Genomic DNA, 13,779 nt, shown 5'->3' with positions numbered 1-13,779 from the left:
CTTTCCCGAGTGTCTTCCGGAGGCTGTTTACGCCCTGCACGTCCGATGATCCCAGCAGACGGGCGAGAGCGGGGCTCCACGGTATGGGCAAAGGCCCGCGGCCGGACGGATCCGGTCGCGGGCCTTGAGCGGTGGCGCGTGGGAGCGGTCAGCCGGCCTCGATCGACGGGGCCGAGCCCGGCAGGGGGCGGCCCGCCGATTCGGACATGCGCCAGACGGCGAAACCGCCCACGACGGCGGCGGCCATCATGTAGTACGCGGGCATCATCATGTTCCCGGTGGCCCCGATCAGCGCGGTGACGACGAGCGGGGTCGTACCGCCGAACAGGGACACGGAGACGTTGAAGCCGATGGACAGGGAGCCGTAGCGCACCCGGGTCGGGAACAGCGCGGGCAGCGCGGCCGGCATGGCGGCGGTGAAGCACACCAGCAGCAGGCCCAGCGCGGCCATGCCGAGGCCCACCGCGAGCAGGCTGCCCTGGCGGATCAGCAGCAGCGCCGGAACGGACAGCAGCAGGAAGCCCGCGCAGCCCGCCGCGATCACCGGGCGGCGGCCGACGCGGTCGGTGAGCGCGCCGGCGAACGGCTGGACGATCATCATCAGGGCCATCACGCCGAGCACGACCAGCAGGCCGTGGGTCTCGTCGTACTTCAGCTCACTGGTGAGGTAGCTCGGCATGTACGACAGCAGCATGTAGTCGGTGACGTTGAAGACCAGCACCAGGCCCATGCAGATCAGCAGGGCCTTCCACTGGCCCGCGACCATGTCGCGCAGCGGCACCTTGGGCCGGGCCTCGGCCTTCTCCAGCTGCGCGGCGAAGGCGGGGGTCTCCTCCAGCCGCATCCGCAGGTACAGGCCGATGATGCCCATCGGGCCCGCGATCAGGAACGGGATGCGCCAGCCCCAGGAGAGCAGGTCCTCGGAGGACAGCAGGGCGGTCATCAGGGTGACCAGGCCCGCGCCGCCGATGTAGCCGGCGAGCGTGCCGAACTCCAGCCAGCTGCCGAAGAAGCCGCGCTTCTTGTCGGGCGCGTACTCGGCGATGAAGGTGGACGCGCCCGCGTACTCGCCGCCGGTGGAGAAGCCCTGCACCAGCCGGGCGGCCAGCAGCAGGAGCGGCGCGCCGACGCCGATCACCGAGTAGGACGGGATCAGGCCGATGGCGAACGTGCCCGCCGCCATCATGATCATCGTCAGGGCGAGGACCTTCTGGCGGCCGATGCGGTCGCCCAGCGGCCCGAAGACCATGCCGCCCAGCGGGCGGACCAGGAAGGCCGCCGCGAAGGCACCGAAGGTGGACAGCAGCTGCGCGGTGGGGTTGCCGGACGGGAAGAAGACCTTGCCCAGGGTGACCGCGATGTAGCTGTAGACACCGAAGTCGAACCATTCCATGGCGTTGCCGAGCGCTGCCGCCTTCACGGCGCGCCTCACCAGGGCGGGGTCGGTGACGGTGACGTTGCGGGCCTTGGTGGCCCGGCGGGTCGTCGGACGCGGGGTGACGGCAGTGGCGGTCGCCAAAACGGGGCTCGCCTACCTTTCGACGGGGACAGGGTCGGGCCCGCCGACGGCAACGGTGACGTGCGTGGGCCGAAAATCGACCATAGGCGGCTTCTGCGTCTTACGTGCTGTATGCGTTTAGGTGCACAATGCAGCGAAACCGCGGGTACGCAGGTACGTCTGCCCCCTCACCCAAGGTCATTCCTGCTGGTCAGTGTGATCCTTATCGCGCCCCCGGGCTGCAACCGCGGCCTCGCGGGACCGAACTCATCCGGACATAAGCGGGCACGTCGGGTTAACGGGGGGTTGCCTGCGTTCCCCCTCCAGGTGTCTGCGAGCCTCATAGGGCACGCGGACAGGAATCCGGCGCATCGGGCGTCCGGGACGAAGGGGCGGGAGGCCGACGAGTCGTGATGAGCGTGAGGCACGGCGGACGAGCCACGGGGGGCTTCGACGCGCCGGAGGCCGGCGCGCGGCTGAGAGCCACCCGGCTCGCCCTGTGGGCCGTGGCCCTGATCCTCGCCGCCCGCCAGCTGGCCGTCGTCCTCACCACCCCGGGCAACGAGCGCCTCACCGACCTGGAGACCTGGATCGGCCCCGAGGGCGTCCTGCACGTCAAGGGCTCGATCTACGCCTCGGGGGAGTTCACCGGCACCCCCTTCGGCGGCCTGGTCCTGCGCCCCATGACCCGCTGGGCCGAGGCCGCCCTCGGCTGGAGCTGGACGTTCGGCTCCCTGCTGCTGGTCGTCGCCCTGGGCGTGGTCGCCGCCCGCGCGCTGCCCCGGCCGGTCGGCCGCCGCACCTCGCTGCTGGCCGCCCCGGTCGCCGTCAGCCTGCTGATGCTCTCCCTGCCGGTCCGCAACGACCTGTGGCTCGGCCAGACCAGCATCACCCCGGTCCTGCTCGTCCTGCTCGGCTGCTTCACCGTACGCGGACAGCGCGCGAGCGGACTGTGCGTCGGCGTGGCCGCCGCGCTCCAGCCCACCGTGCTGCTCTTCGTCCCCCTGCTGTGGCTCACCGACCGCCGCCGGGCCGCCCGCGCCGCCGCCGTCACCTTCGCCGCGTGCACGGCGCTCGCCTGGGCCGCGCTGCCCCACGACTCGTACACCTACTGGGTGCACCACCTGGCCGGGGCCGGGCTCGGCGGGCAGGCCGACGCCCTCGCCAACCAGTCCCTGCACGGCGCCCTGCTCCGCCTCGGCCTCACCGGCCACCCGGAGACGGCGCTCTACCTCGTGCTCGGCGCCGCCGTCGCCGTCCTCGCGCTGCGCCGCGCGGTCCGCTACGCCCGGGACGGCCAGCTCCTGCTCGCGGTCGCCGTCACCGGCTGCGCCGCCATCGCCGTGTCGCCCACCACCTGGCAGCACCAGCTGCTGTGGCTGCTCCTCGCGATCGTCGGCCGGGCCGGGCGGCGGGCCTCGGACCGCTACGTCTGGCCGGTGGCCGTCGTCCTCCTCACCACCCTCCCGGCGTCGATGATGCTGCCGGAGATGTCGTGGATGTTCCCGCTGCGGGACAACCTGGTGCTGCTCGCGGCGCTGGCCGCCGCCACGGCGGTCCCCTTCCTGCCGCGCACCTCGCCGTACTACCGCGAGCCGATACCCGCCGAGTACGCCCCGCAGGCCCCCGCCTGCTTCCGCCGCGTCCCCCTCCTGCCCTTCCTGCGGCGCGTCCTGTCCCGCCCCAACCTCCTGCTGGAGCTACTGCTGCTCCGCGTCACCTACGCGGCCTACCAGCAGGTACGCCTCGCGGCGACCGGCGGCACCATCTCCGGCGGCCGGGCCCGCGCCGAGCACCACGGCCGGATGGTCCTCGACCTCGAACGCTTCCTGCACCTTGACATCGAGCACGCGGTCAACCACGCCGTCGCGAAGATCGACTGGCTGCGGGAGTTCTTCGTCTTCTACTACGAGTCGTTCGACTTCGTCGTCCCGCTGACGATCCTCGGCGTCCTGTACTGGCGCCGCCCGGCCGACTACCGCTGGGCCCGCGCCTCCCTCGGCTTCGCCACCCTGCTCGCCCTCGTCGGCTTCTGGCTCTTCCCGCTGGCCCCGCCGCGCCTGATGCCCACCCTCGGCATCATCGACACGGTCCACGGCGTCCAGGACTTCGCCAAGCCGGACTACGGCACCCTGACCGCCCTGACCAACCAGTACGCGGCGATGCCGTCGCTGCACTTCGGCTGGTCGCTGTGGTGCGGTGTGGTGATCGCGGTCGTCGCCCCGCGCTGGTGGATGAAGGCCCTCGGCCTCCTGCACCCCTTCCTCACGGTCTCCACGATCATCGCCACCGGCAACCACTGGGTCCTGGACGCGGTGGGCGGCGCGGTGGTGGTGGGCGCGGGCTTCGGGCTGTCGTACGTGCTCCAGGGGCCCCGGGCCGCTCCGGCGCCCGCCGTCTCCCCGGCGCCGGCCGTAGGGCTCCACCCGGCTCTGGGGCGTACCGACTTCAGGTGACGGCGGGGCGAGGCGACGCCTCCTCCGGGCCGCTCGCGGGCAAGGCTCATCCCGCAGTAGCGGACAAGAGTGAGGGAGTCTTCGTGAACAAGACCAGGACGCGCGCGGTCGTCGCTCTGCTGGGCGCCGGGCTGCTGGCCTCCGGCGCCCTGACGGGTCAGGCGGCGGCACAGTCGGGGCTGGTGCTGGAGAACGTCGCCAACCCCGGCTACGTCCTCGACAACGACGCCGGCCGGGGAGAGGGCTCCAGTGTCCTGGTCTACGACCGGCACGGCGGGCCGAACCAGGTGTGGGAGGTGGACCCCGAGGGCGGAAACACCGTCCACATCATGCAGCGGATCGGCGGGCGGGAGCTGTGCGCCTCCGCCGTGTTCAACGGCATCGCCGAAGTGTCCATGCAGAGCTGCGGCGGCAGCGGGTCGGTGACGTGGTGGACCCAGATCCCCGTGGGCGGCAACCGCTGGGTCTACCGGAACAACGCGCAGGGCAAGTGCCTCGCCGCCACCCGGCTGAACGGTCCGGTCGAGCTGGTCGACTGCGCGTACGGCGACCAGGAACAGCAGTGGATCAAACGCGCCGGATGAGTGAAATCTCATTACCTGAACTATCACTTGTTCAGGTGAGAGTTTGGGCGTGTCCCCTTTAATTCCCTCGATCGGTGGGATTTCCCCTTTCGAGGGCTGGAACGGAAAGGGGACACCCACTCATGCTCCGCATCGCGCATGTGGCCAGACTCGCCCTGGCGGCCGGTATCGCGGCCGTCCTGGCCGTCGGCCTGACCTCCAGCGCGGAGGCCGCCACCGGAAACATCCGGTACTTCAGCGCCTCCGGCCAGGAAGCCCGGATCGACAATCCGCCGGACAACGTCTGCATCAACCTTCGCTTCCGCGCGCAGCTGCTCGCCAACAACACGAACAAGACGGTGAGCTATTTCTTCGGTGCGAACTGCACCAACTTCACCGACAACCTGCCCCCCGGCCGCGCGGTGTCCTACAGCAACCCCCTGTCCGTGCGCGTCATCGGCTGAGGAAGGCGGCCCCCCATGTTCCGCATCGCACGTCCGGCCAGGCTCGCCCTCGCGGCCGGCACCGCGGGCGTCCTGGCCGTCGGTCTGACCTCCAGCGCGGAGGCCGCCACGGGAAGGATCCGGTACTTCAGCTCCACCGGACAGGAATTCCGGATCGACAACCCGCCCGACAACGTCTGCATCAACCTTCAGGCCCGAGCGCGGACGCTCGTCAACGAGACGAACAAGACGGTGAGTTACTTCTTCGCCGCGAACTGCGTCAACTTCACGAGCAATCTGGCCCCGGGCCGGGCGGTTGCCTACCAGAACCCCCTGTCCGTGCGCGTCATCGGCTGACCTCGGCGTCGGCGGGGCAGCCGTGGCACTCGAACCACACGGTCTTCCCGCCGGCGCCCGCTGACACCCCCCACTTGTCCACCACGGCGTCCAGCAGGGCCAGACCCCGGCCGCCCTCGGACTCCTCGTCCACCTCGGTCTCCATCCGGGGCAGCGCGGCGAAGCCGTCGCTCACCTCGGCCCGGACCCCCGCCGCCTGCCGGGCCACGACCACCCGGCAGCGGCGGTCGGGCACATGCCGTACGACGTTGGTGACCAGCTCGCTCACGCCCAGCTCCACGGCGAACGTCAACGGCTCCAGTTCCCACTCGCACAGCAGCGAGCGGACGATCCGGCGGATGTGACGCACGGAGTGCTCGCCGACCGTGATTTCCATGCGGTACTGGGGAATGTGGGGAAAATTCAGGTTCACGGTACGAGACTGACCTGCTCTCACTACGCTCGGCTACAGGAAGAACACAACGAGTCCCCACGTGGGCTCTGTTGCGTGAGAGGGGTCCCACCGTGGCCAACATCAGCACCCTCGACGCGGGCGCGTCTCCGCTCCACTACTACGGTTTCGAGCTGCGGCGGTATCGGGAGGCGGCGGGCCTCACGCAGCGGGAGCTAGGGCAGATCACCAACTACACCGGGTCGCTTATCGGCCAGATCGAGACCGCGAGGAAAGTCCCCACGCTGGAGTTCAGTCAGCGGATGGATGCGGCCCTGGGGACGGGCGGGCTGCTGACGCGACTGCATCCGCTGGTGATGCGGACGCAACTTCCCGCGTGGTTCCAGCAGGTGGCTGAGCTTGAGGTACGGGCGGTGGAGATCTGCTCGTTCCAGACGCACATGGTCCTCGGTCTGCTCCAGACTCCGGACTACGCGCGGGCGGTACTCGGAGCGGTGGACCGGGACAAGCTCGACGACCGCACCGCCGCCCGACTGGCGCGCCAGCGAGTCTTCGAGAAGGAGAACCCGCCCGTCTTCTGGGCGATTCTCAGCGAGGCCGCGCTCCACCTGCAAATCGGCGACCGGGAAACCATGCGAGGTCAATTGGCTCATCTGTTGACCTTCGAGGACAACCCCCTGATCAACATCCAGGTGTTGCCGAGTGACACGGGAGCGCACGCGGGGCTGACCGGCTCATTCAATCTCTACCGCTTCACGGACGACCCGACCATCCTCTACACCGAGAGCTACGGGAGCGGGTACCCCACGGCCAATCCGGACACCGTTAAGGACTGCTCGCTCCGTTACGATCACCTCCAGGCCGCCGCGCTCTCGATCAAGGAGTCGGCGGAGCTGATCCGAGGCGTCATGGAGGACCGCTATGGAGAGCAAGTGGCGTAAGTCCAGCTACAGCAGCGACCAGGGCGGTGATTGCGTCGAGTGCGCCCCCCTCGGTGACCTGACCTGGCAGAAGTCCTCGTACAGCGGTGACCAGGGCGGCCAGTGCCTGGAGGTCGCCGAACCCCCCTGCGCCACCACCGTCGCCATCCGTGACTCGAAGAACCCGGCGGGACCGGTGCTGAACGTCGGCCCCGTCGCTTTCGGCGACTTCGTCTCCTGGGCGTCGGCTACAGCCGCTGGATGATCGTCCCGGTCGCCAGTCCGCCGTCCGCGCACATGGTGACCAGGGCGTACTCCTTGTCGGCGCGCTCCAGTTCGTGCAGGGCCGTGGTGATGAGGCGGGCGCCCGTCGCGCCGACCGGGTGGCCGAGGGCGATCGCACCGCCGTTGACGTTGACCTTGTCGAGGTTCTGGTCGAAGACCTGGGCCCAGCTCAGGACGACGGAGGCGAACGCCTCGTTGATCTCGACCAGGTCGATGTCGTTGAGGGTCATGCCCGCCTTGCCGAGGACGGCGCGGGTGGCGTCGATGGGGCCGTCCAGGTGGAAGTGGGGGTCGGCGCCGACCAGGGCCTGGGCGATGATCCGGGCCCTCGGCTTGAGTCTCAGCGCGCGGGCCATCCGCTTGGAGGCCCACATGATGGCCGCCGCGCCGTCGGAGATCTGGGACGAGTTCCCGGCGGTGTGGACGGCGGTCGGCATGACCGGCTTCAGGCCGGCCAGCGCCTCCGGGGTGGTGTCCCGCAGTCCCTCGTCCTTGTCGACCAGGCGCCACATGCCCTGACCGGCGTCCTGCTCCTCCTCCGTGGTGGGCACCTGGACGGCGAAGGTCTCCCGCTTGAAGCGTTCCTCGGCCCAGGCGTGGGCGGCGCGCCGCTGGGAGAGGAGGCCGAGCGCGTCGACGTTCTCCCGGGTCAGGCCCCGGTGGCGGGCGATGCGCTCGGCGGCCTCGAACTGGTTGGAGGTCGACGTTCCACTCGTCGGGGAAGGGTTTCCCGGGGCCGTGCTTGGAGCCGGAGCCCAGCGGGACCCGGGACATGGACTCGACTCCGCAGCTGATGCCGACGTCGATCACGCCCGCCGCGACCATGTTGGCCACCATGTGGGACGCCTGCTGCGAGGAGCCGCACTGACAGTCGACCGTGCTCGCCGCCGTCTCGTAGGGCAGGCCCATGGTCAGCCAGGCCGTGCGCGCGGGGTTCATGGACTGCTCGCCGGCGTGGGTGACCGTACCGCCGACGATCTGCTCGACGGCGTCGGCGGGGATGCCGGTGCGGCCGAGGAGTTCACGGTAGGTCTCGCCCAGCAGACGGGCCGGGTGCAGCTGGGCGAGCGCGCCGCCGCGCTTGCCGATGGGGGTGCGGACGGCTTCGACGATCACGGGTTCGGCGGCCATGGGCGCGGGTCCTCTCCGAGAGGGCTCTCCTCCAGAACTAGTACGTGTTCTAGTTCCTGCCCGGCAGTCTGCTGATGTGATGACCGTCACCGCAAGGGTCTTGCGGATGGGGAAGGCGTGATCCGCGCGGTTTCGCCATGGATTGGCTCAGTCACGGCTCTTGCGACTTGTAGAACCCGTTACCACCGTCGCCACACCCGCTGATGGGCCGTCGGATGTCTGGAGCCGCCGATGCCCTGTCCAGCACTGCCCGAGCCGTACTGTTCTCCTCCTCCCTCAACACGGCGGTCATCCGCTTCAACGAGCACATCGAGCGCGACGCCGTCGACGCCCAGCGGCTGATCCTGCTCGACTTGGATCCACCGGAACATACGCGCGTGCGCCAGACAGTGCAGCGCGGGTTCACGCCACGCTCCATCCGCGCGCTGGAGCAGCGGCTGCGCGCCCGCGCCGAGGCGATCGTCGCCGCCGCCCGCCCTGGGACATCGTCTCGACACCGGTGGCGGCGGAGGACGAGGGCAACCCGAACTCCGACGGGACCTCTTCCGCCGGGAGCGCCCCGCGACAGCTGGCGTGCTGACGCGTGGCGCGCCTCACTCCCTGCCCGAGGCCACCACCGCCAGCACGGCCGAGGCGAGCGCGGCGATCAGCAGCGGGAGGGTCAGGCCGTACCGCAGGACCAGCCACGCGCCCAGGCAGGCGCCGCCGGCCATCGCGAGAACGGCGGCCGTGCGGCGGGGGGAGCGGTGGCCGGTGCCGTCGCCGAGCCGGGACTCGGAGGCGAGGGCGGTCAGGGTCATCGTCAGCACGGTGGTGGTGAGGTCCGGCACCCCCAGCTTGCGGACGGTCGCGTTGCGCAGGCCCATCGCGTAGGCGGTGAGCGCGATCAGCGCGTACCGGGTGGCGCCGGTGCCCGGCCAGACGAAGGCGACGGCCGCCGAGGCGCCGACCAGCACCGCCTCCGCCGCCAGGGCGAGCCTGGCCCGGCGACGACGGGAACCCTGGCGGTGCCGGGCACCCACCCGGCCGCCGGTCACCGCGCCCAGCAGGAAGCAGCACAGGGACACGCTCGTATGGGGCACCGAGAAGCCGGGGGCACCGGCGGCGGCGAAACCGAGGACGACGACGTTGCCGGTCATGTTGGCGGTGAAGACCCGGCCCAGCCCCAGATAACTGACGGCGTCGATCATCCCGCTGACCACGGTGAGGGTGAGCAGCACGGCCACCAGCCGCAGCCCGCGCGTCTCGGGGTCCGGCAGCATGCGCAGCAGCCTGCGGGCAGGGGGTGCGGGGGAGGGGCCGGGACACGCGGGGAGCCGGGGGAAGCAGCCCGAACGGCCCTGTCCGTATATACGCGAAGCGCCCCCGCCGGGTGGGTGGGGGCGCTGACGCGGTGAGGTGTGCTGTCGGCTCAGTACCAGCCGTTGGCCTGCCAGAAGTTCCAGGCCTTGACGGGGCTGCCGTAGCGGGAGTTCATGTAGTCCAGGCCCCACTTGATCTGGGTGGCCGGGTTGGTCTTCCAGTCGGAGCCGGCGGAGGCCATCTTCGAGGCCGGGAGGGCCTGGACGAGGCCGTAGGCGCCGGAGGAGCTGTTGGTGGCGTGGGGGTTCCAGCCGCTCTCGTGGGAGACGATCTTGCTGAAGGCGTTGAACTGCGCGGCGTCCGGGATCATCTTGTGCGCGATCGCCTGGGCGGAGGAGGCCTGGGCCGGGGCGGCGTGAGCCGGAGCGGCGGTGAGCGCCATGCCGGCGGTGGCGGCGGCCACGGCGGCGGTGGTGAGGACCTTCTTCGGGGAAGCGATGCGGCGGATGACGGAGACGGTCACGAAGTACCTCTTGCGTTCGGGGACGGGGGATCGCCCGCATGGGGTGGACCACCGTGAGGGGCGATCCGCATACGTCGGCGCCGCGGCCCGCTGCGGGGCTCGTGGCGCCTGGCGACGTCATCCAGATAAGCAGGCCCGGAAGGTGCCCGCAATGACCCCCTTTACTAGTGGTGACCGGATCCATGAGGGATGCGAAGTATGTGGCGTGCGTCTCAATCCGCAGGTCAGAAGGGGTGCGGGAAGGGGTGAATCGGGCAAAAGGAGCTACGGTCGAGGGTCGTAGGTGACCTGCGTCATGTGGGGTTCTTCACCGACTCGCACACGCCACGCGCCCGGGTTGGTGCGCTCGGTCACCGTTCGGGGCCGTCGAATGTGACCGCGGTCTCGAAGGCGGCGCGCCTGGTGGCCCGGCGCAGCGCCCGCAGTACCGCCGGACCGAGCGCGAGGGTCAGCACCACCGTGCACAGGGCCCGGCCCAGGTCCCAGCCGAGGGACGTGGCCGTGCAGTACGCGACGAAACGGGCCAGGTTCGCGGCGACCGGATCCCCGGCGACGAAGGAGACGCCCGAGGCCCCGCCGCCCATGAAGGGCCAGCCGGCCAGGTTCATCACCGTGCCGTAGGCGAACGCGGCCAGGAAGCCGTAGACCGCGAGCAACAGCAGCTCGGCCCGGCCGCGCAGCCGGACCGGACCCGGGAGCAGCCCGGCGCCCATCGTGAACCAGCCCATCGCCAGCATCTGGAACGGCAGCCACGGCCCGACGCCGCCCGTCAGCAGGGCGGACGCGAACATCGTCACCGAGCCCAGGGTGAAGCCGAAACCCGGGCCCAGCACCCGGCCGCTCAGCACCATCAGGAAGAACATCGGCTCCAGGCCCGCCGTACCGGCGCCGATCGGCCGCAGCGCCGCGCCCGTGGCGGCCAGGACGCCCAGCATCGCCACCGCCTTCGGGCCCAGGTCGGACTCCGAGATCGTCGCCGCGACCACCGCGACCAGCAGGACGAGCAGGCCCGCGAAGAGCCAGGGGGCGTCCTGGGCGTGGGCGCTCAGCTGGGAGCGGGGCGGGGCGAGAAAAGGCCAGCAGAACGCGACCAGGCCGACGGCGCCGGTGAGGGCGAGGGCGGCGAGGGAGCGGGGCCCCAGGCGGACGGCGTGCAGGCGACGGTTCACCGCAGAGCCTCGCGGACCTCGGAGACGGTCAGCCAGTGCTGGGGGGCCAGGATCTTCGTCACCTGCGGGGCGAAGGAGGGGGAGGAGACGACGATCTCCGCCATCGGGCCGTCGGCGATCACCTCGCCCTCGGCCAGCAGCACCACGCGGTGCGCCAGCTCGGCGGCCAGCTCCACGTCGTGCGTCGCCAGCACGATCGCGTGTCCCTCGGCGGCGAGCGAGCGCAGCACGGAGACCAGGCGGGCCTTGGCCGCGTAGTCCAGGCCGCGGGTCGGCTCGTCCAGCAGGAGCAGGGGCGGGCGGGCGGTGAGCACCACGGCCAGCGCGAGCGCCAGACGCTGGCCCTCGGAGAGGTCCCGGGGGTGGGTGTCGTCGGAAATGTCCGGGAGCAGCTCGGAGACGAGGGCGCGGCAGGTGCCCTCGGTGGCGCCCGCGTCCTTGTCTGCGGCGGCGCACTCCGCGGCGACCGTGTCGGCGTACAGCAGGTCCCGGGGGTCCTGGGGGACCAGGCCCACCTGGCGGATCAGGGTCGGGGGCGGGGTGCGGTGGGGGGTGAGGCCGCCGACGGTGACCGTGCCGGTGGTGGGGGTGAGCAGGCCGACGAGGGTGTTCAGCAGGGTGGACTTGCCGGCGCCGTTGCGGCCCATGAGGGCGATGGTCTCGCCCTTGGAGATGGTCAGGTCTATGTGGCGCAGGGCCTGGGTGGTGTCCCGGCGGAGGGAGAGGGCGTGGATCTGGGCGAGGTGCTGGTGGTCGGGGGCCGGGGTGGGGGTGGTGCGGCGGAACCGGGAGCGGAAGCGGTGCTGGTGCGGGGCGGGGGAGGGGTCGCTTGCCGGCGTCGCCGAGTCCCGGCGCGAAGGACCGACAGCCAGCCGGGCCCGTAGCGGAGCCGCCTGGCGGCGGGCGTCCCGGATCGTCAGCGGAAGCGGGGTCCAGCCGGCCAGGCGGCCCAACGCGATCACCGGGGGGTAGACCGGGGAGACCGCCATGATCTCGGACGGGGTGCCGGTGAGGGGGGTGGCGCCGGGGGACGGGAGGAGGACCATGCGGTCGGCGTATTGGATCACTCGTTCCAGGCGGTGCTCGGCCATGAGGATCGTCGTGCCGAGGTCGTGCACCAGGCGCTGGAGGACGGCCAGCACCTCCTCCGCCGCCGCCGGGTCGAGCGCGGAGGTCGGCTCGTCCAGGACCAGTACCTGAGGGTGCGGGGTGAGGACCGAGCCGATGGCGACCCGCTGCCGCTGCCCGCCGGAGAGGGTGGCGATGGGACGGTTCCGCAAGGCGGCCAGGCCCAGCAGGTCCAGGGTCTCCTCCACCCGGCGCCGCATCACCGCCGGGGCGAGCCCCAGGGACTCCATGCCGTAGGCGAGTTCGTCCTCCACGGTGTCCGTCACGAAGTGCGCCAGCGGATCCTGGCCCACCGTGCCCACCACGTCGGCGAGTTCACGCGGCTGGTGGGTACGGGTGTCCCGGCCGGCCACCGTCACGCGTCCGCGCAGGGTGCCGCCGGTGAAGTGCGGGACCAGCCCGCTGACCGCGCCCAGCACCGTCGACTTCCCGACCCCGGACGGGCCGGCGAGCAGCACGAGTTCGCCCTCCGGCACCTCGAAGTCGACGCCGGTGACGGTGGGTCCGGCGGCGCCCTCGTACGTCACGCTGACATCCTCGAAGCGGATCACGACGGCTCCCTGGGGACGACGAAGGCGGGCAGCAGGGCGAGCAGGACGGCCACGGCGGGCCACAGCGGAAGGGTGGGGGCGACCAGGGGGACGACACCGGGGTGCAGGGCCTCGGGATCGCGGACCGAGGCCAGCGTCAGCAGCGCGGCCACGGCGGCACCGGAGCCGGTGACCAGCCAGGCGTGCGCTCCCCAGGGGTCGGGACGGTACCGGGTGCGCGGGGAACGCCGGCCGCCCAGCCGCAGCCCGGCGAGCGCGGCGAGGACTCCGGCGAGCAGTACGGGAAGCCCGTAGGTGCCGCCTTCGGCCGTCAGCAGTCCGTACGTGCCCGCGCAGACGCCGAGCAGGCCGCCGAGGGTGAGGGCGGTGGTGGTACGGCGGACGGGGGCGGGGACGTCGGCGGTACGGCCGTAGCCGCGGGCCTCCATCGCGGCGGCGAGCGCGACCGAACGCTCCAGCGCGCCCTCCAGGACCGGCAGGCCGACCTGGAGCAGGCCCCGTACACCCCGGTCGGGACGGCCGCGCAGACGGCGGGCGGCGCGCAGCCGGCGGACGTCGGCGATCAGGTGCGGGGCGAAGGTGAGCGCGACGACCACGGCCACGCCCGTCTCGTACAGGGCGCCGGGCAGGGACTTGAGCAGGCGGCTCGGGCTGGCGAGGGCGTTCGCGGCGCCGACGCAGACCAGGAGGGTGGCGAGCTTCAGGCCGTCGTAGGCGGCGAAGAGCACGGCCTCGGCGGTCACCCGCCCGCCTAGGCGGATGCCCTGCGCCCAGTGGGGGAGCGGGACTTCGGGGAGGGTGAGGAGGGTGTGCGTACCGGGGATGGGGGAGCCGAGCGCCACCGCGAACAGGACGCGGATGACGACGACGGCGAGGGCCAGACGGACGAACGCGGTGTACGAGCGGGCCCAGGGGGCGGGGGAGCGGTGCGTCGCCACGACGTAGCCGGAGGCGGCGAGGAGGAGGGCCAGGAGGAGCGGGTTGGTGGTACGGGTCGCGGCGACGCCGAGCGATATCGCCCAGAGCCACCAGGCGCCGGGGTGGAGGGTGGGGCGGAACCGG

At 71.6% G+C, this 13,779-nt stretch carries 13 protein-coding genes and 2 pseudogenes; 7 read left to right on the top strand and 8 right to left on the bottom strand.

Going from position 1 to position 13,779, the window contains the following annotated elements; all coding sequences use genetic code 11:
- Positions 1-148 precede the first annotated feature (148 nt).
- Positions 149-1,519, bottom strand: coding sequence for a glycine betaine/L-proline transporter ProP (gene proP / locus HB370_RS13365; protein WP_030795269.1), 1,371 nt, complete (start codon positions 1,517-1,519; stop codon positions 149-151).
- 392 nt (positions 1,520-1,911) lie between these two features.
- Here proP and HB370_RS13360 point away from each other — a divergent pair, with 392 nt between their 5' ends.
- From HB370_RS13360 to HB370_RS13345, 4 genes are all read left to right on the top strand, one after another.
- Positions 1,912-3,954 carry a bifunctional glycosyltransferase 87/phosphatase PAP2 family protein gene (locus HB370_RS13360; protein ID WP_051816330.1) on the top strand — a complete coding sequence of 681 codons (2,043 nt, stop codon included), beginning with the start codon at positions 1,912-1,914 and terminating at the stop codon, positions 3,952-3,954.
- 83 nt (positions 3,955-4,037) lie between these two features.
- Positions 4,038-4,538, top strand: a complete 501-nt coding sequence (locus HB370_RS13355; protein ID WP_030795273.1) for a ricin-type beta-trefoil lectin domain protein — start codon at positions 4,038-4,040, stop codon at positions 4,536-4,538.
- A gap of 122 nt (positions 4,539-4,660) precedes the next feature.
- Positions 4,661-4,981 (top strand): hypothetical protein, encoded by a 321-nt coding sequence (locus HB370_RS13350; RefSeq protein WP_030795277.1) that lies wholly within the window; start codon positions 4,661-4,663, stop codon positions 4,979-4,981.
- Positions 4,982-4,996: 15 nt separating this feature from the next.
- Positions 4,997-5,317, top strand: coding sequence for a hypothetical protein (locus tag HB370_RS13345; protein ID WP_030795280.1), 321 nt, complete (start codon positions 4,997-4,999; stop codon positions 5,315-5,317).
- Here HB370_RS13345 and HB370_RS13340 read toward each other — a convergent pair.
- Entirely contained in the window at positions 5,307-5,693 is a 387-nt protein-coding gene (locus tag HB370_RS13340) for an ATP-binding protein (RefSeq protein WP_051816332.1), read from the bottom strand. The genes HB370_RS13345 and HB370_RS13340 overlap by 11 nt on opposite strands.
- Before the next feature lie 128 nt (positions 5,694-5,821).
- Between HB370_RS13340 and HB370_RS13335 the strand changes: the two genes are divergently transcribed.
- Both HB370_RS13335 and HB370_RS13330 read left to right on the top strand, forming a co-directional pair.
- Positions 5,822-6,649, top strand: a complete 828-nt coding sequence (locus HB370_RS13335; RefSeq protein ID WP_030795285.1) for a helix-turn-helix transcriptional regulator — start codon at positions 5,822-5,824, stop codon at positions 6,647-6,649.
- Positions 6,630-6,893, top strand: coding sequence for a DUF397 domain-containing protein (locus tag HB370_RS13330; RefSeq protein WP_030795288.1), 264 nt, complete (start codon positions 6,630-6,632; stop codon positions 6,891-6,893). The genes HB370_RS13335 and HB370_RS13330 overlap by 20 nt, the downstream gene beginning before the upstream one ends.
- On the opposite strand, the pseudogene HB370_RS13325 reads toward HB370_RS13330, so the two are convergent.
- Positions 6,877-8,044 (bottom strand): annotated as a pseudogene (locus HB370_RS13325) (steroid 3-ketoacyl-CoA thiolase). The gene HB370_RS13330 and the pseudogene HB370_RS13325 overlap by 17 nt on opposite strands.
- A 260-nt stretch (positions 8,045-8,304) precedes the next feature.
- Between HB370_RS13325 and HB370_RS41885 the strand changes: the two are divergent.
- Positions 8,305-8,520 (top strand): annotated as a pseudogene (locus tag HB370_RS41885) (steroid C27-monooxygenase); the annotation flags it as partial.
- Positions 8,521-8,637: 117 nt separating this feature from the next.
- On the opposite strand, the gene HB370_RS13315 reads toward HB370_RS41885, so the two are convergent.
- From HB370_RS13315 to HB370_RS13295, 5 genes are all read right to left on the bottom strand, one after another.
- The gene (locus HB370_RS13315) at positions 8,638-9,306 is read right to left on the bottom strand and encodes a YoaK family protein (protein WP_030795291.1); all 669 of its coding nucleotides are present in this window, start codon (positions 9,304-9,306) and stop codon (positions 8,638-8,640) included.
- Between the two features lie 149 nt (positions 9,307-9,455).
- Entirely contained in the window at positions 9,456-9,869 is a 414-nt protein-coding gene (locus HB370_RS13310; RefSeq protein ID WP_167512978.1) for a lytic transglycosylase domain-containing protein, read from the bottom strand.
- 350 nt (positions 9,870-10,219) lie between these two features.
- A complete protein-coding gene (locus HB370_RS13305; RefSeq protein ID WP_030789683.1) occupies positions 10,220-11,038 on the bottom strand; it encodes an ECF transporter S component in 819 nt (272 codons plus the stop codon).
- Positions 11,035-12,717: an ABC transporter ATP-binding protein gene (locus HB370_RS13300; RefSeq protein ID WP_030789686.1), complete on the bottom strand. Its 1,683-nt coding sequence runs from the start codon at positions 12,715-12,717 to the stop codon at positions 11,035-11,037. Before HB370_RS13300 ends, HB370_RS13305 begins: the two co-directional genes overlap by 4 nt.
- Entirely contained in the window at positions 12,714-13,733 is a 1,020-nt protein-coding gene (locus HB370_RS13295; protein ID WP_030789689.1) for a CbiQ family ECF transporter T component, read from the bottom strand. The genes HB370_RS13300 and HB370_RS13295 overlap by 4 nt, the downstream gene beginning before the upstream one ends.
- Positions 13,734-13,779: the final 46 nt, after the last annotated feature.

Origin of the sequence: Streptomyces sp. DSM 40868, assembly GCF_011820545.1 — a bacterium.
Classification (GTDB): domain Bacteria; phylum Actinomycetota; class Actinomycetes; order Streptomycetales; family Streptomycetaceae; genus Streptomyces; species Streptomyces eurythermus.
The sequence above is the reverse complement of the archived record's forward strand: the minus strand, read 5'-3'. Positions and strand labels throughout refer to the sequence as shown.